We start from the raw sequence: 19219 nt of genomic DNA, 5'->3' as shown, positions 1-19219 counted from the left end.
GTTCCATGAGTCTTAAAACCTTCCCGTTCATCGTCGAAGACTCGCTCGCCGCTCTCGGCGAACGGATTTCGCTTGCCCGCCGTGCTCGGCGGTTGACGCGGCCGGATCTAGCGGCCCGAGCAGGTATCGGCCTCAGCACGCTGGTGGCGATCGAGACCGGTGCCCCCACCGTTCAGATCGGCTCCGTATTGATGGTGCTTTGGGGGCTTGGATTGGAAGGGACGTTCGATACCCTGTCCAACCTGGGATCTGACAAGGAACTCTCCGCATTGATGGCCGACGCCGTGCCGCTGCGCGTTCGTACGCCCAAACGGAGGACCCCATGAGCGCTGACGCCAAACCCGTGTGGGTCTGGCTTCCTCACAGACCGGACCCGGTCGAATGCGGCGTGTTCTCGTTGAAGGACGGCGTCGGCATTTTTGAGTATCGGCAAGCTTATCTGGACGCGCATGGCGTCGCTCTGGATCTGGCACACCTCGCCTTGAGCTCACGCGCTCGGCCGATCATGGAAACCAGACAGGACGGACTCTTCGGTGTGATTCGCGATGCCAAGCCAGAAGGCTATGGGCTGGATCTGCTGGCGCATGTGCGGCAGGTCCGCGTCGAAGATCACATGGCCGTGCTGGAAGAGTCTGAAGGCGATTCGGTCGGGGCCATTGCCGTCTGCGACGACGTGTCGCGAAAGCAGGAGTTCCACTGTCCACCCTCTCAGGATCTGCTCCAGATCCTCGCTGATGTGCCGGACACGCGGCCAGCCAGCGATGCCGTGCGCGAAGTGAAGGGCATCGTCGGCACGAGCGCCGGCGGTGAACGTCCCAAGCTCACGGTGCTGCATGAGGGGCAGCAGTGGCTGGCCAAGCTGCAAGACCGAGGAGATCGACCCCACTCACCGCTTCGCGAATTCGTGGCGATGAAAGTGGCGGCAGAACTCGGCGTGAATGCGGCCGAAGTGCAGTTCAAGCGGGTCGAGCAACGCGAAGTGATCCTCGTCCGACGTTTCGATCGCCATGTGGATGCGCAGCGGCGAGTGACGCGGCGTCTCTTCGCCAGCGCACATACCGTGCTGGGCCTGGACAAACAGGTGCGAGGAAGCCGGGAGCGTTCGTATCTGGCTCTCGCGCATGAGCTGCAGCGGTGGCGGGGGCGCGCCGACAGCGACACGGTGCTGGCGGGAAAGCGCGAACTGTTCCGTCGCATCGTGATGAACGCGATCCTGGGCAACGGTGACGATCACCCACGCAACACGGGCTTCCTGTTCGACGGAACGGGCTGGACTCTTTCTCCAGCGTTCGACATCGCGCCCTATGGCATGGGCTTTTCGGGCACGCAGTCCATGGACATCTCCCGCTCTCGAACGCACGCGGCGTCCGCCGCGGTCTTCAACCTGATCGACGCCTGCACGGAATATGGCTATGTCGAGGAAGAGGCGCGCGAGTACATCGCGTCCGCCCGTCGCCAAGCGCCGGCTCTGTGGACCGAGCAGGTGATCGCTGCCGGTTTCCAGGAAGACGAACTGCCGTTCCAGACGCCAACCTGGCTGGACGCAGAGGCACCGGCAGGCACGACGTCACGCCGGCGTCCGCGGGGGCGTTGACCTCCGTCGCCGGTGGGCCACTGTGGCTCGGGTCACTCGCCTATCCCCCATTTGACGGGTACTGACGCCACCCCACGCCGGGGGCGTCAGGCGTAAGCTGCCCCCATGCAGGATGCCAAGCCCCGGACCGGCCTGATCCTTACCGGAGGAGGCGCGCGCGCGGCCTACCAGGTCGGCGTGCTGGCCGCCATCGCGCAGCTGCGCCGCGACGCCTGCACCACCGGCGACAACCCCTTCCAGGTGATCTCCGGCACCTCCGCCGGCGCCATCAATGCCGCCACGCTCGCCTGCCAGGCCGACGACTTCTGCTCCGCCGTCGACGGCCTCATGTACATCTGGCAGAACATCCACGTCAACCAGGTCTACGCCGCCGATTCCTTCGGCGTGATCCGCTCCGGCGCGAAGTGGCTCAGCATGCTCTCGCTCGGCTGGGCGCTGAACCGCTGGCGCCGCACCCGCCCGCGCAGCCTGCTGAACAACACCCCGCTGCGCGCCCTGCTGGACCAGTGGATCAAGTTCGACCGCCTCGACGAGATGCTCGCCAAGGGCTACATCGACGCGCTCGCGGTGACGGGCTCCAGCTACACGTCCGGCCACCACGTCACCTTCTATCAGACGCACCAGCAGCGCGATCCCTGGGTCCGCACGCAACGCATCGCCACCCGCATCCCGAAGCTCTCGATCGAGCATCTGGTCGCCTCGTCCGCGATCCCCTTCATCTTCCCCGCCGAGCCGCTGGAGCTCGGCGGCGAGGTCGAATGGTTCGGCGACGGCTCGATGCGCCAGACCGCGCCGATCTCGCCGGCCGTGCACCTGGGCGCGGAGAAGGTCCTCGTCATCGGCGCCGGCCGCATGCACGAGGCCGGCGGCGAGGGCCAGCACGGGCCGACGCCCACCGGACATCCCAGCCTGGCGCAGATCGCCGGCCACGCGCTGTCCAACATCTTCCTGGACGCGCTGGCCGTCGACATCGAGCGCCTCAAGCGCATCAACAGCACGCTCGCGCTGCTGCCGGAAGAGGCGCTGCGCAACACGCCGCTCAAGCCGATCGAGGCTCTCGTGATCGCGCCGAGCCGGCCGCTGGACAGCCTTGCCGCCGAGCACCAGGGCGCGCTGCCGCCGCCGATCCGCGCGCTGCTGCGCAGCGTCGGCGTGTCGGGCGAGGGCGCCACCGCCAGCGGCTCGGCGCTGGTCAGCTACCTGCTCTTCGAACCCGAGTACACGAACGAGCTCATCACGCTCGGCATGTCGGACACGCTCGCCCGTCGCGTCGAGATCCAGCGGTTCTTCGACTGGCCCGCGCAGGCGCCGCAGATGGACCCCGCCGCGATGCGCAAGCGCGCCGGCGGCTTCGCGCTGCAGGTCCCGCCCAATCCCCCCGGACCGCCCCGCCTGGTGGCCTCATCGGGGGCCTGAATCGAGACCTGAATCGGGGCCTGAATCGAGCCCACATCCGCATCCGCACCCGCATCTCACTGCACCGCACCACGCCATGCCGAATGGGGCCGGAGGAGATGGATCTTTGCAAGGGACGGTGACGTCTCAGGTCGTCAGGCGGAGTTCAGCCATGAGTCCGCCTTCCGGGCGATTCGACAAGGTCAGCGATCCCCGCTGCCTCAGCGTCAGCTCCCGCGCGATGTAGAGCCCCAGTCCCGCGCCGCCGGTGTGACGGTTGCGGGAGTCCTCCAGGCGGTAGAACGGCTCGAACACCGCTTCCAGCTTGTCCTCCGGAATGCCGGGGCCTGGATCGGTCACGCGCAGCCAGGCGCCTTGCGCGTCCCGGCCGACGCGGACCTCCGCGCTGCCGCCGTAGCGCACCGCGTTGCCCACGAGGTTGCCCAGCACGCGCCGCAGCGCCATCGGCTGGCCTTTGGCGAGCACCGGCGCGCCGTTCATCGACTCATCGTCAGGCGACGCGCTGTCGTCCTCGAAGCGCACCGGCATCGCCTGCTCGATCAGGTCGTCGGTCAGCGCCTGCGCCAACGCGCCGAGATCGACGTCGACCAGCGGCTCCGCCGCGCCCGGCCCGTCGCCGCGGAACAGCTCCATCACCGCGTCCACCAGCGCATTCATCTCGCGGATGTCCTCGACGGAACGCTGGCGCTGGATCTCCTCGATGTCCAGCGTCTCCAGCCGCATGCGCAGCCGCGTCAGCGGCGTGCGCAGGTCGTGGGAGATCGCCGCCACCATCAGCCCGCGCTCGTTGAACTGCCGCCGCAGCTGGCGCGCCATCGCGTTGAAGACCTGCGCGCTCTCGCGGACCTCCAGGGTGCCGCGCTGCTCGTCGAGCAGGGGCAGCCGGTCCTGCTTGTGCAGCGATTGCCCCAGTTCCTGCGACGCCCGCACGAGATCGCGCATCGGGCGCGACAGCCAGCGCGAGGCGATCCAGGCCGCCAGGCCGGTGACGAGCAGGCGGATGCCGTAGTCGAGCGTCAGTTCCCAGGCGGTCAGCGCGCGGAACGGGCCTCGCCACTGCGGCTGCGGTCCCGGGGGCTGCGCGCCCTGCGTCTGCGAGGGCGGCGGAAAGCCGCGGAAGCCCTCGCGCGGTGGCATCGGCATGTCGCCCGGGAGAGGCGGCTCGTCGCGCAATTCGGGGTCGGCGCCCATGCCTTGCGGTCCCGGTCCCGGGCCAGGCCCGGGTTCGGTTCCGGGTATTGGTCCGGGTCTTGGTCCGGGTCCGGGCACCTGAGGCCCGCGCACGAGTGCCGGCATCGGCGGCAGCGACGGCACGCCGTGCATGCGCAGGGCATAGGGATCGCCGCGCGTCCAGGTCACGACGCCGATCGCCAGCGCCTGCGCGACCACCAGCGTGACCCACAGCAGGAGAAAGATCCGCCGTGCGAGCGTGTCGCCGAAAGCCCGCGCGAATCCGTCGCGGATCACGACGGCCCGCCGCTTCAGGCGATGCGTCATCCGGTCCGTCACGCGATCAGGAGCGCTCAAGTCTGCACCTGGGCGTCGAAGAGGTAGCCTTCGCCGCGCATCGTGCGGATCAGGCGCGGCTCCTTGGGCGAGTCGCCGAGCTTCTGCCGCAGCCGCGAAATCGTCAGGTCCACGCTGCGATCGTTGACCTCGACGCCGGGGGCGCGTGTCAGCTCGATCAGCTGCTCGCGGCTCAGCACACGTCCGGGCCGCTCGACGAGCGCGCTCAGCATGCGGAATTCGGCGCTCGACAACGGCACCACCACCTCCTGCGGCGAGACCAGCTGCCGCAGCAGCCGGTCGAAGGCCCAGCCCTCGAAACGGAACTCGCGGCGCGTCTGCGCTTCGTGTTCACCGCGACGCGCGCGGCGCCGGATCGCGTGGATGCGGGCCACCAGCTCGCGGGGCTCGAAGGGCTTGGCCAGGTAGTCGTCGGCGCCCATCTCCAGGCCGAGCACGCGGCTGATCGGATCGCCGTGCGCCGTCAGCATGATCACCGGCACCGACGGGTGGTGCTGCTGGATCCACTGGCACAGCGTCAGCCCGTTCTCGTCGGGCAGCATCAGGTCCAGCACGACGACGTCGAAGACCTGCGTCGCCATCAGGCGGCGCATCTCGCGGCCGTCGCCGGCGGTGCTCACCGCGACGCTGAACTTCTGCAGATACTCGTCGAGCGACCGGCGGATCTCCGCATCGTCGTCGACCACCAGACACCGCGTCATGCGCACCTCCACCGGCGCCACCGGCGGCATGCCGGGGCCAGCCTCGGACGATACACCGGGGTCCGCGGCGCCGGCACGGGTCGTCGGGATGAAGCGCGGCATGGGCGTCCGGATCAGGCGGCGATGCCCACCGTCAGCGTCGCGGCGTAGCCGCTCGCGACGTCGCCGGTGAGCGTGGCCAGCTGGGTCGTGTAGCCGTCGCTGAAGACGTTGTCGGAGGCGAAGGTGATGCGGTTGAAATTCGTCAGGCTGCTGCTGTAGCCCGAGGCGGTGCTGTAGACCGTCGTGCAGACCGCCGTCGGGAACGCGATCTGCGAGGTCTTGATCTTGTTGGCGTACGAGGTCGCGACGTCGGCGCTGCGGTAGACCTCGAAGTGCATGTGGGGCATGCGGCCGTCGTAGCAACCGGGGAAGATGGTCGTGAAGGTGACCGTGCCGTCGCTGCCGGTGCTCTGCACGCCGCGCAGGTAGTTCTCGTTGACGACGCTGGCGCTGTAGAGGGAGTAGCGGCCCTCCCGGTCGCAGTGCCACAGGTAGATCGCGTAGCCGGACAGGTCCGCGCAGCTGCTGCTCGCGTTCACCAGCTTCAGCGTGAGGGTCAGCGGCACGCCGCCGGCGGTACCGCTCGCGGTGCCGATGCTGGTGCGGATGTCGCTGCGCACGACGCCGCTGAGCGCCAGCGCGTTGGTGATCCCGCTGCCGTTGCTGTTGGAACCGTCGCCGGGATAGGGGCCCGCGGTTTCCTCGGGGATCACCGAGCAGCTCGCGGTCGATCCCGTGGAGCCGGTCGATCCCGTGGAACCCGTGGAACCCGTACCCACGGTGCTCGTGCCGGCGTCCGCACCGCCACCACCGCAGCCGAGCAAGGTCAGGCCGCCGAGGCCGGCGACACCCGCCAGCAGGCCCAGCGCGCGTCGGCGCTGCTGGAGCACGGCAAGGTCGTGCGCGAGGCCTTGATCATGGTCGTGGCCGGATTCGTGCGGGGTGTGGCGGTGTGGCTGCATGCGGAGCTCCTGAAGGGGATGCTCCGCATTGGATCGATCGGCCTTGTCGGGGGCTTATCGTCTTTGTGTCAGCGTTGACAAGACGCGCTCGGACCGAGGACAGGTCCGAGGCGCGGTGGGCGACGCTCAGTGCTGGACCTTCACCATGCCGGCATAGACGCCGTCCCTGGCCACCAGCTCGTCGTGGTCGCCGGACTCGACGACCTGGCCGTCGGCCATGACCTGGATGCAGTCGGCCCGACGGATCGTCGACAGGCGGTGCGCGATGACGATCAGCGTCTTGCGACCCTGCCATTGCTCCAGCGCCTGCTGCACGGCGCGCTCGCTCTCGGTGTCCAGCGCCGAGGTCGCCTCGTCGAAGATCCACACCGGCGCGTCCTTGTACAGCGCGCGCGCGATCGCCAGACGCTGGCGCTGACCGCCGGACAGCTTGCTGCCGTTGGCACCGACGGTCGTGTCCAGGCCTTCGGGCAGCGATTGCGCGAAGTCCCACAAGGCAGCGGCCCGCAACGCCTGTTCCAGTTTCGCGTCGTCGCGCATCTGGCCGTAGGCGATGTTGTCCGCCACCGAGGCGTCGAACAGCACGATGTCCTGGGACACCACCGCGAACTGGCGCCGCAGGTTGGCCTTCGTCAACTCATCGATCGAGACGCCGTCCAGCAGGATGCGGCCACTGTCCGGACGCTCGAAGCCCAGCAGCAGGTTGACCACCGAGCTCTTGCCCGCGCCCGAGCTGCCCACCAGTGCCGTCGTCCTGCCGGCCGGGATGTTCAGGTCCAGCGCGGCCAGCGCGTCGCGGTTCGCGCCGGGATAGCGCAGCGTGACCTGCTGCAGGGCGATGTCGCCGCGCACGTCGCTCAGCTCGCGCGTGCCGGTGTCGGGCTCGGCCGGCGTGTCCAGCAGACCGATGCAGCCGCGCGCGACGACGAGGGCGTTCGTGATGGGCTGCATCACGTCGCTCAGATGCCGCAGCCGCGAGCTCATCAGCAGCAGCGCCGCGACGAAGGCCGCGAAGTCGCCCACGCCGGTGCCGTTCACCCGCGACTGGTAGAGCGCCAGGCTCACGATGAGCGAGATGCCGATGCTCGCCATCAGCTGCGAGAGCGGCTGCGCCATCGCATTGGACGCCGCCGTCTTCAGCGAGCTGCGCTGCACCTCGCGCGCCCGGTCGGCGAAGCGCCGCGTTTCGTAATCGGCCGCGTCGAAGCTGCGCACCACGCGCCAGGCGCGGGTGACGTCCTCGACGACGGAAACCAGCCGCAGCTGCGCGTCATAGGCCCAGGTGCCCATGCGCCGGACCCGCTTGTTGACCTTTCGCACCACGAAGGCCAGCCCCGGCACCGTGATCAGCGACAGCAGCGTCAGCTTCCAGTTGATGAAGAACAGGTAGCCCATCAGCGCCAGCGCCGGCAGGCCGTCGCGCAGGATGGTGACCAGCGCGCCGGCGATCAGCGTCACGACATGCTGCGGGTCGTTGACGACCTTGGTCACCGCGGTGGCCGGCTGCAGGCTCGTGTAGACGCGGGCGTCGGCGCGCAGCAGCACCTGCAGCAGCGCCGCGCGCAGATCCATGACGGTGCGCGAGATCGTCCAGTTCAGCATGTACTGGCCGCAGAAGCTGAACAGGCCGCGCAAGGCGAACAGGCCGATCAGCACGATCGGGACCATCCAGATCGGGAAGCTGTACTGGACGTGCATGCTCGGCACGGCCGTGCCACCGGGCAGCGTGGTCGCCGCGGCGCTCTTTCCCTGGAAGCCCTCGCCGAGCGCGAAGCCCAGCAGTTGCGGGATCAGCGGTTCGGTCAGCGCCACCAGCACGAAGGAGACCACCGACAGCAGCAGCCCCCAGCGGTGCGGCTTCATGAAGCGCCACAGGCGGCTCGCGGTGGGGCCGAGCGATTCGTTGTCTTTGGCGGAGGCTTGGTCGGTCATGGCGCAGGTCGGCGCCGGACGCGATGCGCCGGCCCCGGCCAGGGGATCGATGGGAGGAAGCGGCGATTGTGCCGGAGTCGCGGCTCAGCTCGATTCGTCGAGCCAGGCCGTCACGACGCGCGCGGCGCGCCGCTTCCAGCGGATCCACTTGTTGGGCGTTTCCCGCGCGACGAACGTGCGGCGGTACCACGGGCCGTTCACCAGCCCGGGCGCTTCCCGGGCGATCAGGTCCATGCTGGCCTGGCGCAGGATCTGGCGTTCCTGCCAGGCGGTGCGGCCGTTGCGGTAGACCTTGCCGCCGCTGGTCACCGGGCGGCGGTGGCTCGCCATCACCGCGTCCAGCAGCGCCGTGCGGGTCTGGCCGCGCAGCTGTTGCAGCGTCGGGATCAGGAAGCGGTCCAGCCCCCAGGACGAGACGTTGTCCTGGTAGTACGCGCGCGCCGCCATGAACAGGTCGCCGCGGTAGAAGGGCATCATCACCTCGACCCAGTCCACCTCGCGGTAGATGCGGTTGGGCTGGTGCCGCATCCACTGGTGCGAGTACGGGCTGTCGTGGCTCAGCGAGGGCGAGAACACGTCCAGGCGCTCGACGCGCCCCAGGTGCAGCGCGGTGTTGAGCTGGCTGACCGACAGCAGGATGTCGTCGTCGATCACGCCGACGTACTCCGGCCAGGGACCGGCGCCGGCATCCGCCGCCGTGGCGGCGAGGTGATCGGACAGGTGCTTGAAGATCTCGCCCTTGCACTCGGTCTTCGCCGCGAGCACGGTCGTCGGCTGACCGCGCAGCAGGCGCGCACCGGCGGCTTGCCGGCCGGTGTAGTCGAACAGGATCCAGTCGAACTCGGGCGAGGCGTCCAGGTGGACCAGGCTCAGCGGTTCGCTCGTGCCGTCCCAGGACACCAGCACGACGGGGCGCCGGATCGCGGTCGGCGTCCGGTCTTCGGAATAAACGCTCATCCCGCCATTATGTTGGCGGCGTCTCCAGCAGGTCCTGGGCCGTCTTCAGCGCGGCGGCCACGATCTGGTCCATGTTGTAGTAGCGGTATTGCGCCAGCCGGCCGACGAAGGTGACGCCCTGGGCCTGCTCGCCCATCTCGGCGTACTTCTTGAAGAGCGCCTCGTTCTCGGGCCGTGGCACCGGGTAGTACGGATCGCCCTCGGCCTGCGGGTACTCGCGCACGATGGACGTGCCCGCATGCGTCTCGCCGGTCAGGTGCTTGAACTCGGTGATGCGTGTGTACTCATGGTCGTTCGGGTAGTTGACCGTGCCCACCTGCTGCACCTGCGCGGTCGTCGGCAGGTGCTCGTGGTCGAAGCGCAGGCTGCGGTAGGGCAGGGCGCCGTGGCAGTGGCCGAAGTAGGCGTCGATCGGGCCGGTGTAGATGATGTGCGCGCCGGGAAAATCGCCGCGGACCTCCTGGAAATCGACGCCGGTGCGGACGGTGATGCCTGGATGGTCCAGCAGCCGCTCGAACATCGCCGTGTAGCCGTCCGCCGGCATGAACTGGAAGGTGTCGCTGAAGTAGCGGTCGTCGTCGTTGCTGCGCGTCGGGATGCGCGCCGCGACGCCGGCCGACAGCTGCGACAGGTCCAGTCCCCATTGCTTGCGCGTGTAGCCGCGGAAGAACTTGTCGCACAGGTCGCGGCCGACGCTGTTCAGCACCACGTCCTCGCTGGTCTGGATCGGGTCGCGCGGCTCGCGCACCGTCTCGAGGTAGCCCTGCACCTCGTCCTCCGTCAACGACAGGCCGTAGAGCGTGTTGATCGTCGTGCGGTTGATGGGGATGGGCACCAGCTGCTCGCCGACCTTGGCCAGCACGCGATGCTCGTAGAAACGCCAGGTGGTGAAGCGGGACAGGAACTCGAAGACCTTCTTCGCGTTCGTGTGGAAGATGTGCGGCCCGTACGGATGGATCAGCACGCCGTGGGCGTCGCGCTCGTCGTAGGCGTTGCCGCCGATGTGGGGGCGCTTGTCGATCAGGTGGACGGTCTTGCCGGCATCCGCCAGCACGCGAGCGCAGACCGAGCCGGCAAAGCCGGCGCCGACGATCAGGTAATCAGTCTTCATGGTCGAGCCCGGTGGGCTGTCTCCTGCATTCAATTCGTTCGGATTGTGATCTCCGCTGCGGCCGCGATCCTCCGGAACAACCCAGCTTTAGCGGGGCTTCTCAGCGCCCAGCCGACCGTCTTCGGCAGCCGTCGTGCCCGCGGCGTTCCTCGCCGGTAACCGAACGTGCCCCGCATACACTGCCGCGATGTCTGAGATTTCCCCGAGCGGCCTGGCGGCGCCCGAGCGCCGCCGCGTGCTGCACTTCGTGACCGGCGGCTTCTCCGGCGCCACGCAGGTGGCGGTCGATCTGTGCCTGGCGCAGCTGAAGAGCGAGCGCATCGCGCCCATCCTGGTCCTGCGCCGCAAGATGCGCACCGAGAACGCCACCAAGCTGGCCCGCATCCAGGCGCTGCGTGAGCAGGGCCTGCCCGTGTACGTCGTGCCCGGCTGGGCGCACCTGGCGACGATCTGGGCGCTGCGTCGCCTCTGCGAGCAGTTGCACCCCGACGTGCTGATGGCGCATGGCTTTCCCGAACACCTGCTGGGCCGTCGCGCCGGGCGCCTGGCCGGCGTGCCGGTGCTGGTGCAGGTCGAGCACAACTCGCGTGAGCGCTACACGCGTTGCAAGCGCGCGCAGGCGCGTCGGCTGAGCGAGGTCAGTGCGCGGCTGGTCGGCGTGTCGGAGGGCGTTCGAAGACGCCTGGTCGACCTGGGCATGCCGGAAGAGAAGACCACGGCGATTCCGAACGGCATCCGGCTCGATCGCTTCACCGCCGCCGACGACCGTCCGGTCGAGCGCCGCGAGCCCGGCATCGTGATGTCGGCGCGCTTTGCGCGACAGAAGGATCCGCAGACGCTGATCCGCGCGCTGGCGCTGCTGCGCGAGCGCGGCCTGCGGCCGGTGCTGCACCTGGCCGGCGGCGGCAAGGAGGCCTACCGGCGCGCCACCGAGCGCCTGACCCGGCAACTCGGCTTGGGCGACCAGGTGCGCTTCCTGGGGCATCACGGCGACATTCCGGGCCTGCTGATGAGTCAGCAGATCTTCGTGCTGTCGACGCATTGGGAAGGGATGCCGCTGGCCCTGCTGGAGGCGATGGCGGCGGGCTGCGCCTGCGTGGCGTCGCTGGTGCCCGGCGTCGAAGGCGTGATCGAGGACGGGCGCACCGGCCTGCTCGTGCCGGAGGCGGATCCAGCGGCGCTGGCCGACGCGCTGGAGCGGCTGCTGCGCGATCCGCCGCTGGCCGGACGGCTCGGCGCCGCGGCGCGTGCGCGGGCGATCGAGGAGCACGGCGTCGACCTCATGATGCGGCGCTACGAGGACATGCTGCTGGCGCTCTGAGGTGGAAGGGCGGCGTAGGCCGGTTTCGTCCGGCCACGCGGCGGCGTGATCGCCCGCCTCAGGCCGTGGCGGCGCTGCGCTGGTCCTCGGCGCGACGCAGCCAGTAGCGCAGGCGCATCGCACGGATGAACCAGCCCCGGCGCTTGTAGGCGCGATCCAGTTCGCGCAGCGGGATCGGCGATGCTTCCTCGAAGGCCTGGCGGAACATCGCCACCATCCCCGCACAACCTTCGGGTTGCGCCTTGTCGGCCATGCGCGAGGCGCCGATGAAGTTGCGCGCCGCGAAGTGCGCCCAGGCGAAACGCGCCGCATCGTCCAGCGGCGCTCCGAGTGCCGCGTCGCGCAGGTTCGCGAGCGCATGGGCCAGGTGCTCCGCCTTGGTCATGTTGGGCGTGCTCAGGATGGAGCCGGCCCGCTGGCGGTAGGCCACCCACACTTCCGGCTCGTACCACGAGCTCTCGGCGAGCAGCGCCAGCAAGGGCGTGGTCGCCATGTCCTCGAAGTAGCGGCCGACCGGGAAGCGCACCTGTTCGCCCCAGACGCTGCGCCGCGCGATCTTGGACCAGCTGTGCATCTGGCCCGCCTCGAACAGGCCGCGGATCAGCAGCGACGGATCGCGCAGCAGCTGGCGTTCCGGACCGGCGAAGGTGCGCCGATGCAGTTCGCCGCGCAGCCGATGCTTGAGCTTCATCCGCTCGCGCAACATGAAGAAGTCGCACAGCACCAACGCCGGCGCGTGCCCCTGCACCACCTGTCTCAGCCGCGGGATCGCGCCCGGCATCAGGTAGTCGTCGGAGTCGAGGAACCACACGTACTCGCCGCGGGCCTCCTGCAGCATGGTGTTGCGTGCGCCGGAGAGTCCCTGGTTCTGCCCGTGGAAAAGACCCCGCACGCGCACCGGGCCGTCGGCGTGCGCCGCGACCAGCGTGCGCACGAGCTCGTCGGACCCGTCGGTGGAGCAGTCGTCCACCATCAGCACCTCGACGCCGGCATCCGCCTGCGAGAGGACGGAGTCCAGGCACTCGCGCAGGTAGTCCTTGACGTTGTGCACGGGAATGAGCACGGACAGCCAGGGCGTCGCCCCACCGACCGGGCTCGCAGTGTCCTGGGCCTGCCGGTCGGGTGACGGTGCGGACGGAAGGGGGCCGTTCATGGTGCGTGGCTCACTCGTGCCAGTGATCGGCGATCCACGGCGCAGGTTTCGGACGGCGCCAGTTGCCGTTGCTGCGGCCGGCCAGTGCATCGGGCGGGTTCATGACGCCGTGGAAGATCAGGATCCGCGCGCCGTCGGGGATGAAGGGCGCCTGGAAGTAGTTCATCGGCCAGCGCGGGATGCTGTGGTACTTGAAGCTCGCGCACCAGCGGTCGTCCCAGTACTTCAGCAGGCCCTTGCGATGCATCTCGTCGGACAGGTAGGCCTGCTCGTTGCGGAACTGCCGGCGCACCGCGTCGAACTCGCGCCGGAACTTGACCAGCACCTCCGGGTGCGCGCCCAGCGTGAAGCGGTAGACCGAGGAGTTGCCCGTGATGCGCCAGGGGCGCTTCCAGTCATGGATGATGAGGAACTCGCCGGGCTCCTCGAAGAAGGGCGTGATGTCGTCGACGATCACCACGTCCAGGTCGAGGAACAGGGCCGTGCCGCGCAGGCCGTACTTCTGCACGAGGTCGTCGCTGAAGGTCGTCAGCTTGGTCCAGCCGCGCTCCGGGCTGCCGGGCGGCAGGTCCAGCGGCGGGATCGGCAGGCATTCGACCTCGGCACGCACGCCCTCGCCGCGGTCGGTCAGGCAGACGAAGCGGAAGTCGCCGCGCAGGTGCCGGCGCACCATCGCGTACAGGCGGTTGACGTACTCGGGGCCGTACTTCGTGCCCCACTTCATGCACAGGATGACGCGGTCGCCGGACGCGGGGACAGGTGTTGCCGGGGTGCCGGCCGGTGCGGTGGCCGGCGTGTGGGCGGCCGGGGCCGGAGCGGAGCTCATCGGGGTGGTCATCGGTGTCAGAGCTCTTCGACGTGGCGGGGCGGATAACTGTCCCAGCTGAGGCAGCCCGGGCATTGCCAGAAATAGTGCTGCGACTCGAAGCCGCAGGCGGCGCAGCGGTAGCGCTGCAGCGGCCGCACGGCGCGTTGCAGCGCGGTGCCGACCAGTTGGGCCTCGTCGTCGTTGAGCGGCTGCTGGCGCGTCTGGCTCTGCTGCAGCAGCTGCGTCGCAGCCGACAGGGCCGGCTCGACGCGCAGGTGCTCGGTCAGGCGGCGGCGCTGCGCGTCGGGCGCGGGCTCCAGCAGCGCGATGGCCTGCAGCAGCGCCATGCTCGGATGGCGGCGGTACTGGGCCTCGATCAGCGCCAGCGCCTGGGGCGCCGTGCCGGTGGCCTGAGCGGCCTGTGCGTAGTCGCGTGCGACGAGGTTGAAGGCGTCGGGGTTGGCTCGCAGCAGGTCGCCGTAGAGGCCCATCGCACCGGCCTGGTCGCCCTGGCGTGCCAGCATCTGGCCGAGCAGCACATAGGCCCGCGCCGATTGCGGCGCACGTTCGCGGGCCTGGTCCAGCCAGCGGCGCGCCTGCGGCTCGTCCTGACGGGCCTGGGCTTCCAGCGCCAGTTCGCACCAGTAGTTGGCGATGCGGCTCGCGAAGCTGCCGGTGCCGGCCGCCTCAAGCTGCTCGGAGACTTCGGCCGCCTTCGCCCACTCGCGCGAGCGCTCGTACAGCGACAGGAGCGCCAGCGCGGCCTCGTGGTCGAAGGCCGTGCCCTTGAGCGCCTCGTAGGCGGACTCCGCGCGGTCGAACAGCCCGGCCTTGAAGAAATCCTGCGCCAGCGCGTACTGCGCGCGATCGCGCTCGGACTTCGGCAGGTCGCCGCGCGACAGCAGATGCTGGTGCACGCGCACGGCGCGCTCGTATTCGCCGCGGCGGCGGAACAGGTTGCCCAGCGCGAAGTGCAGCTCGGAGGTGTCGGGGTCGGCCTGCACCGCTTCGATGAAGGCGTCGATGGCCTTGTCCTGCTGCTCGTTCAGCAGCAGGTTCAGGCCTTTGAAGTAGGCGCGCGGGGCGTCGCGCTGTTCGCGCTTCCATTGGCGTGCGTCCAGCTTGGACGCGAGCCAGCCCAGTCCGAAGACCAGGGGCACGCCGATCAGCAGCCAGCTGAGATCAAATTCCATCGGGGATCTTGGGGTCGTTGGCGGTCGCGGTCGCCGAAGGGGGCGGCAGGTCGTCCGCCGGAGGGAGCGATCGCGCGGCGGCGCGCTTGTGGCGCCACCAGGCCGGGACCATCGCCAGCACGCCGAAGGCGCAGCCCATCCCGAAGGTGAGCAGCACCACGATCACCAGCGGAGCGCGCCAGGACTGGCCGAAGAACCAGTGCACGACGACCTCCTGGCTGTTGTTCAGCGCGAAGGCGAAGAGACAGAAGAACAGGAATGCTCGGAAGAGCCAGACCAGGATTCGCATGGGGGGCGATTCTAGGCGCGTGCGGAGTACGCCATGACCGATGGCAGGGCGAGTTAACCCCTGCATACATTCGGCCAACGATCGATCGACCGAGCGTTCTTACCCCGGGTCTGGATCAGGCGGCGCTTGAAATCTCCGTGCCGCGCGTGCCTGACGGGTCATCGACGGGCTGGCCTGCAAGGTCACGCTGGCAGCTTGTCCAGTTCCTGCAAGTAGAGTTCGAGATGCCTTTCGGAGGAGCAGCAGAAGATCACCTCCTTGATCGACGTCGATTTGGTCAGGAAGTCGGTCACCGTGCGCACCGCGATCTGGGCGGCTTCCGGCGCGGGGAATCCGTACGAGCCTGTGCTGATGCACGGGAAGGCCACGCTGCGAGCGCCTTTCCTGGACGCCTCTTCCAGGGAGCGGCGGTAGCAACTGGCGAGCAGATTGGCCTCGTCATGGTGGCCGTTCTGCCATTTCGGTCCCACGGTGTGCACGACGTACAGCGCCGGAAGGAGGAAGGCGCGGGTGACCTTGGCGTCGCCGGTGTCGCAGCCGCCCAGCGGCTTGCAGGCTTTGAGCAGATCCTTTCCAGCTGCCTGGTGGATGGCGCGATCGACACCCCCTCCGCCCAGCAAAGAGGGCTTGGCGGCATTGACGATGGCATCGACCGACAGTGTGGTGATGTCCGCGCGAATGGCCTGAAGCTTGGTCTGCGCCGGTGTCTGCGAGACTTCGCCACTGACCGCGCTCGCCGAGGCCGGATCCTCGCGCAGCGCAGAGGCGTCGCCGGATGTGCGCCGGGCGGCTGTCGGTGGGCCCCGCCTTGTCTGCGCCAGTGCGAGATGGTTGAACGCAACCAGCGTCGTGAGGTGAAGCGATTCGAAAATGTCGACGTTGCGGTAGGCCCGCACCTCCGCGCACTTGTTGAAAACAAAGTCGTTGAGATCGTCGATGCTGGGTTCATCCCCCCGCTTCAGACGGCGGTAGGCAGACAAGGCCACGGCCATCAGGGCGGAGGCGTGATCGTCCGCGCACTGGAAAGCGACGGCCTCGCCGTCGCCCTGAGCTTGATCATCAATCGCCTTCACGAGATCCAGCATCCGCTGGGGGGTGAGGGGGTCATGGGGATCCATGGGCGCCGCCTGCAGTCGTCGAACCCGCTGCGTGCGCGCCGTGTTGGCGTCCTGACCGGCGCGCAGCAACGACACCTCGAAGTTCGCCTCCGCGTGGCTTCCCGAGGTCGGATTCGCGTTGGCTGCCTGCTCGAAATCCACACGATAACGAGCCGCGCCCCACGTGGTTGTGCCGCGATTCATGCAATGCCCCTGCCGCTTCTCTGGCGCGTCCAGGTCGACCAGGCAGGAAACCCGGTTGCTGATGCAGGCGTCGGCCCAGGCCACGGCCTCCGCGAACCCAGGGGGTCTCATGAGGATGAGGCGGTCCGCCGGCAGCAGATTGGCATGAAGATTGACGCAACCTCCGGGCATCTCGAAGTCCGGCTTCAGCAGCGTCGACTCGCACACCGGCGGCGCCGTGGCGTCATGGCCCCCCGGTGTGACCTGGCGCTCCCTCGTTCCTTGGAACTGCAGGTGGTCGAGTTCGCGGTACAGCGCCTCGCCGACCTCCCGATGTCGCTCGAGGTCGCGGTGAAGCGGCTGCGATTTCTTCAGGAAATCGGCAGTGTTGGAGGCGCTCGGGGGCGAGTCGAAGACCGTCTTCAGGAGTTGCAGCATGAGCCCGGGCCGACGAGTCCGGCACTGGAGGTTGGATGATGCAAATCAGTGGGCGCCTGCCGGTGCATCGTTCGAAAAAAAAGCGCCGCGGAACGCGGCGCTTCTGTTCGAGCGGTGAGGCGCTCAGGCGGCCTGCTGGTCGTCGTCCGTGACGGGCAGTTGCGCGTCGACGGCTTCGCGCAGGGCCTTGCCCGGCTTGAAGTGAGGCACCAGCTTCTCAGGGATCAGCACCTGCTCGCCGCTGCGTGGATTGCGACCCATGCGCGGCGGACGGCGGTTGATCGAGAAGCTCCCGAATCCGCGGATCTCGATGCGGTGGCCCCGGGCCAGCGCGTCGGACATCGCGTCCAGGATGGTCTTGACCGCGAACTCGGTGTCTCGTTGCGTGAGCTGGCCGAAGCGCTCGGACAAGTGGGCCACCAGGTCGGATCGGGTCATGGTCGTCGGCATCTGAAGAAAAACAGGCTCGCTGCGGAGCGAGCCTGTCGAAGCGCTTGTGCGTCGATTTGGCGTCTGGGAAACAGGCTAACTCAGCCCGCCTCCAGCCAGAACAAGGGATTCTCTTGAGACCGGGCGCGACGCTTGCGCGCCACGCCCGGCGTTCAAGAAGATCAGCCGTTGTTCTGGTTGTCCAGCTTGGCGCGCAGCAGGGCGCCCAGGCTGGTCGTGCCGGCGTTCTCACGCTCGTTGTTCTGCGACAGACGCTGCATGGCTTGCTGTTCGTCGGCGCTGTCCTTGGCCTTGATCGACAGCTGGATGCTGCGCGACTTGCGGTCGACGTTGACGATCACGGCGGAGACTTCGTCGCCTTCCTTCAGCACGTTGCGGGCATCTTCCACGCGGTCGCGGCCGATTTCCGAAGCACGCAGGTAGCCGGTGACTTCTTCGCCCAGGTCGATCTCGGCGCCACGGGCGTCGACGGTCTTGACCTTGCCGGTCACGATCATGCCGCGGTCGTTGACCGAGACGAAGGTCGTGAACGGGTCGCCGTCCAGCTGCTTGATGCCCAGCGAGATGCGCTCGCGCTCGACGTCCACGGCCAGAACGATGGCGTCGACTTCCTGGCCCTTCTTGTAGTTGCGGACGGCGGTTTCACCCGGCTCGTTCCACGACAGGTCGGACAGGTGCACCAGGCCGTCGATGCCCTGGGCCAGGCCCACGAACACGCCGAAGTCGGTGATCGACTTGATCGGGCCCTTGACGCGGTCGCCGCGCTTGACGTTCTCGGCGAACTCTTCCCACGGGTTGGCGCGGCACTGCTTCATGCCCAGCGAGATGCGACGCTTGTCTTCGTCGATCTCCAGGACCATGACTTCCACTTCGTCGCCCAGCGAGACGACCTTGGAGGGCGCCACGTTCTTGTTGGTCCAGTCCATTTCGGAGACGTGCACCAGGCCTTCGATGCCGGGTTCGATCTCGACGAACGCGCCGTAGTCGGCGATGTTCGTGACCTTGCCGAACAGGCGGGTGTTGGCCGGGTAGCGGCGCGACACGCCGAACCACGGATCGTCGCCCAGCTGCTTCAGGCCCAGCGAGACGCGGTTCTTCTCGGCGTCGAACTTCAGGACCTTGGCGGTCAGTTCCTGACCGACCGTCACCACTTCGCTCGGGTGACGGACACGGCGCCAGGCCATGTCGGTGATGTGCAGCAGGCCGTCGATGCCGCCCAGGTCCACGAACGCACCGTATTCGGTGATGTTCTTGACCACGCCGTTGACGATGGCGCCTTCGGTCAGCGTCTCGAGCAGCTTGGCGCGCTCTTCACCCATCGAAGCCTCGACCACCGCGCGACGCGACAGCACAACGTTGTTGCGCTTGCGGTCCAGCTTGATGACCTTGAACTCCATGGTCTTGCCCTCGAACGGGCTCATGTCCTTCACCGGGCGGGTGTCGAGCAGCGAACCGGGCAGGAAGGCGCGGATGCCGTTGACCAGGACGGTCAGGCCGCCCTTGACCTTGCCGGAGACGGTGCCGGTCACGAACTCGCCGGATTCCAGCGCGTTCTCCAGCGACAGCCACGAGGCCAGACGCTTGGCCTTGTCGCGCGACAGGATGGTGTCGCCGTAGCCGTTTTCGATGGCGTCGATCGCCACCGAGATGAAATCGCCGACTTGGACTTCGACTTCGCCCTGGTCGTTCTTGAATTCTTCGACCGGCACGTAGGCTTCAGACTTCAGGCCGGCATTCACCACCACGAAGTTGTGCTCGATGCGGACCACTTCGGCCGAGATGACCTCGCCGGTGCGCATGTTGGCCTTCTGCAGCGATTCCTCGAACAGGGCGGCGAAAGATTCCATTTGGGACATGTGAGATTTCCTTGCCAGGCACAGAGCGTCCGGCGGCTTGAGCACTGACAAGTGACTCAGGCAGCCTGATCCGAGAGGTGCGTGGGCGTGTGTTGCAAGCGGACTTGCGGGTTAGGTTGTAGAACGCATCACCCCCAGTGGACTGACGTCCGGAGGGAGGGGTGACGCTCCTGATTGCGCTCGACCCTG

Annotated in this window: 17 protein-coding genes; 4 read left to right on the top strand and 13 right to left on the bottom strand. The window is 68.2% G+C overall.

Annotated features, from left to right (window positions below):
• Window positions 1-5: 5 nt before the first annotated feature.
• The 3 genes from AC1VNM_RS11750 (at window position 6) to AC1VNM_RS11740 (ending at window position 3010) form a co-directional block, all read left to right on the top strand.
• A complete protein-coding gene (locus AC1VNM_RS11750; RefSeq protein WP_331614439.1) occupies window positions 6-326 on the top strand; it encodes a helix-turn-helix domain-containing protein in 321 nt (106 codons plus the stop codon).
• Window positions 323-1594 (top strand): type II toxin-antitoxin system HipA family toxin, encoded by a 1272-nt coding sequence (locus AC1VNM_RS11745; RefSeq protein ID WP_483107032.1) that lies wholly within the window; start codon window positions 323-325, stop codon window positions 1592-1594. The genes AC1VNM_RS11750 and AC1VNM_RS11745 overlap by 4 nt, the downstream gene beginning before the upstream one ends.
• Window positions 1595-1699: 105 nt before the next feature.
• Window positions 1700-3010 carry a patatin-like phospholipase family protein gene (locus AC1VNM_RS11740; protein WP_377153568.1) on the top strand — a complete coding sequence of 437 codons (1311 nt, stop codon included), beginning with the start codon at window positions 1700-1702 and terminating at the stop codon, window positions 3008-3010.
• Window positions 3011-3136: 126 nt separating this feature from the next.
• Here the strand turns inward: AC1VNM_RS11740 and AC1VNM_RS11735 are convergent, their stop codons facing one another.
• The 6 genes from AC1VNM_RS11735 to glf form a co-directional block, all read right to left on the bottom strand.
• Window positions 3137-4537, bottom strand: a complete 1401-nt coding sequence (locus AC1VNM_RS11735; RefSeq protein ID WP_483107031.1) for an ATP-binding protein — start codon at window positions 4535-4537, stop codon at window positions 3137-3139.
• Entirely contained in the window at window positions 4534-5340 is an 807-nt protein-coding gene (locus tag AC1VNM_RS11730) for a response regulator transcription factor (protein WP_377153572.1), read from the bottom strand. The genes AC1VNM_RS11735 and AC1VNM_RS11730 overlap by 4 nt, the downstream gene beginning before the upstream one ends.
• 11 nt (window positions 5341-5351) lie before the next feature.
• Window positions 5352-6242, bottom strand: a complete 891-nt coding sequence (locus tag AC1VNM_RS11725; protein ID WP_483107030.1) for a dioxygenase family protein — start codon at window positions 6240-6242, stop codon at window positions 5352-5354.
• Between the two features lie 126 nt (window positions 6243-6368).
• Window positions 6369-8174: a lipid A export permease/ATP-binding protein MsbA gene (gene msbA / locus AC1VNM_RS11720; RefSeq protein WP_483107029.1), complete on the bottom strand. Its 1806-nt coding sequence runs from the start codon at window positions 8172-8174 to the stop codon at window positions 6369-6371.
• 84 nt (window positions 8175-8258) lie between these two features.
• The gene (locus AC1VNM_RS11715; RefSeq protein WP_483107028.1) at window positions 8259-9131 is read right to left on the bottom strand and encodes a hypothetical protein; all 873 of its coding nucleotides are present in this window, start codon (window positions 9129-9131) and stop codon (window positions 8259-8261) included.
• Window positions 9132-9138: 7 nt separating this feature from the next.
• Window positions 9139-10242, bottom strand: coding sequence for a UDP-galactopyranose mutase (gene glf, locus AC1VNM_RS11710; protein WP_483107027.1), 1104 nt, complete (start codon window positions 10240-10242; stop codon window positions 9139-9141).
• 187 nt (window positions 10243-10429) lie between these two features.
• Here glf and AC1VNM_RS11705 point away from each other — a divergent pair, with 187 nt between their 5' ends.
• Window positions 10430-11563, top strand: coding sequence for a glycosyltransferase (locus tag AC1VNM_RS11705; protein WP_483107026.1), 1134 nt, complete (start codon window positions 10430-10432; stop codon window positions 11561-11563).
• Between the two features lie 58 nt (window positions 11564-11621).
• Here AC1VNM_RS11705 and AC1VNM_RS11700 read toward each other — a convergent pair whose 3' ends face one another.
• The 7 genes from AC1VNM_RS11700 to rpsA all read right to left on the bottom strand — a co-directional run bounded on the left by AC1VNM_RS11700 (window position 11622) and on the right by rpsA (window position 19021).
• A complete protein-coding gene (locus AC1VNM_RS11700) occupies window positions 11622-12716 on the bottom strand; it encodes a glycosyltransferase family 2 protein (RefSeq protein WP_483107025.1) in 1095 nt (364 codons plus the stop codon).
• Between the two features lie 10 nt (window positions 12717-12726).
• A complete protein-coding gene (locus AC1VNM_RS11695) occupies window positions 12727-13440 on the bottom strand; it encodes a glycosyltransferase (RefSeq protein ID WP_377161847.1) in 714 nt (237 codons plus the stop codon).
• A gap of 119 nt (window positions 13441-13559) precedes the next feature.
• Entirely contained in the window at window positions 13560-14717 is a 1158-nt protein-coding gene (lapB, locus tag AC1VNM_RS11690) for a lipopolysaccharide assembly protein LapB (RefSeq protein ID WP_377153589.1), read from the bottom strand.
• A complete protein-coding gene (locus tag AC1VNM_RS11685) occupies window positions 14707-15006 on the bottom strand; it encodes a LapA family protein (RefSeq protein ID WP_377153591.1) in 300 nt (99 codons plus the stop codon). Before AC1VNM_RS11685 ends, lapB begins: the two co-directional genes overlap by 11 nt.
• A gap of 182 nt (window positions 15007-15188) precedes the next feature.
• Window positions 15189-15764: an O-acetyl-ADP-ribose deacetylase gene (locus tag AC1VNM_RS11680; protein ID WP_483109267.1), complete on the bottom strand. Its 576-nt coding sequence runs from the start codon at window positions 15762-15764 to the stop codon at window positions 15189-15191.
• 1083 nt (window positions 15765-16847) lie between these two features.
• The gene (locus tag AC1VNM_RS11675) at window positions 16848-17162 is read right to left on the bottom strand and encodes an integration host factor subunit beta (RefSeq protein ID WP_067282544.1); all 315 of its coding nucleotides are present in this window, start codon (window positions 17160-17162) and stop codon (window positions 16848-16850) included.
• Between the two features lie 173 nt (window positions 17163-17335).
• The gene (rpsA, locus tag AC1VNM_RS11670; protein ID WP_377161851.1) at window positions 17336-19021 is read right to left on the bottom strand and encodes a 30S ribosomal protein S1; all 1686 of its coding nucleotides are present in this window, start codon (window positions 19019-19021) and stop codon (window positions 17336-17338) included.
• Between the last annotated feature and the right edge of the window lie 198 nt (window positions 19022-19219).

The organism is Mitsuaria sp. MSU3D, assembly GCF_056867975.1.
This window is presented reverse-complemented; position numbering and strand designations above follow the sequence as displayed.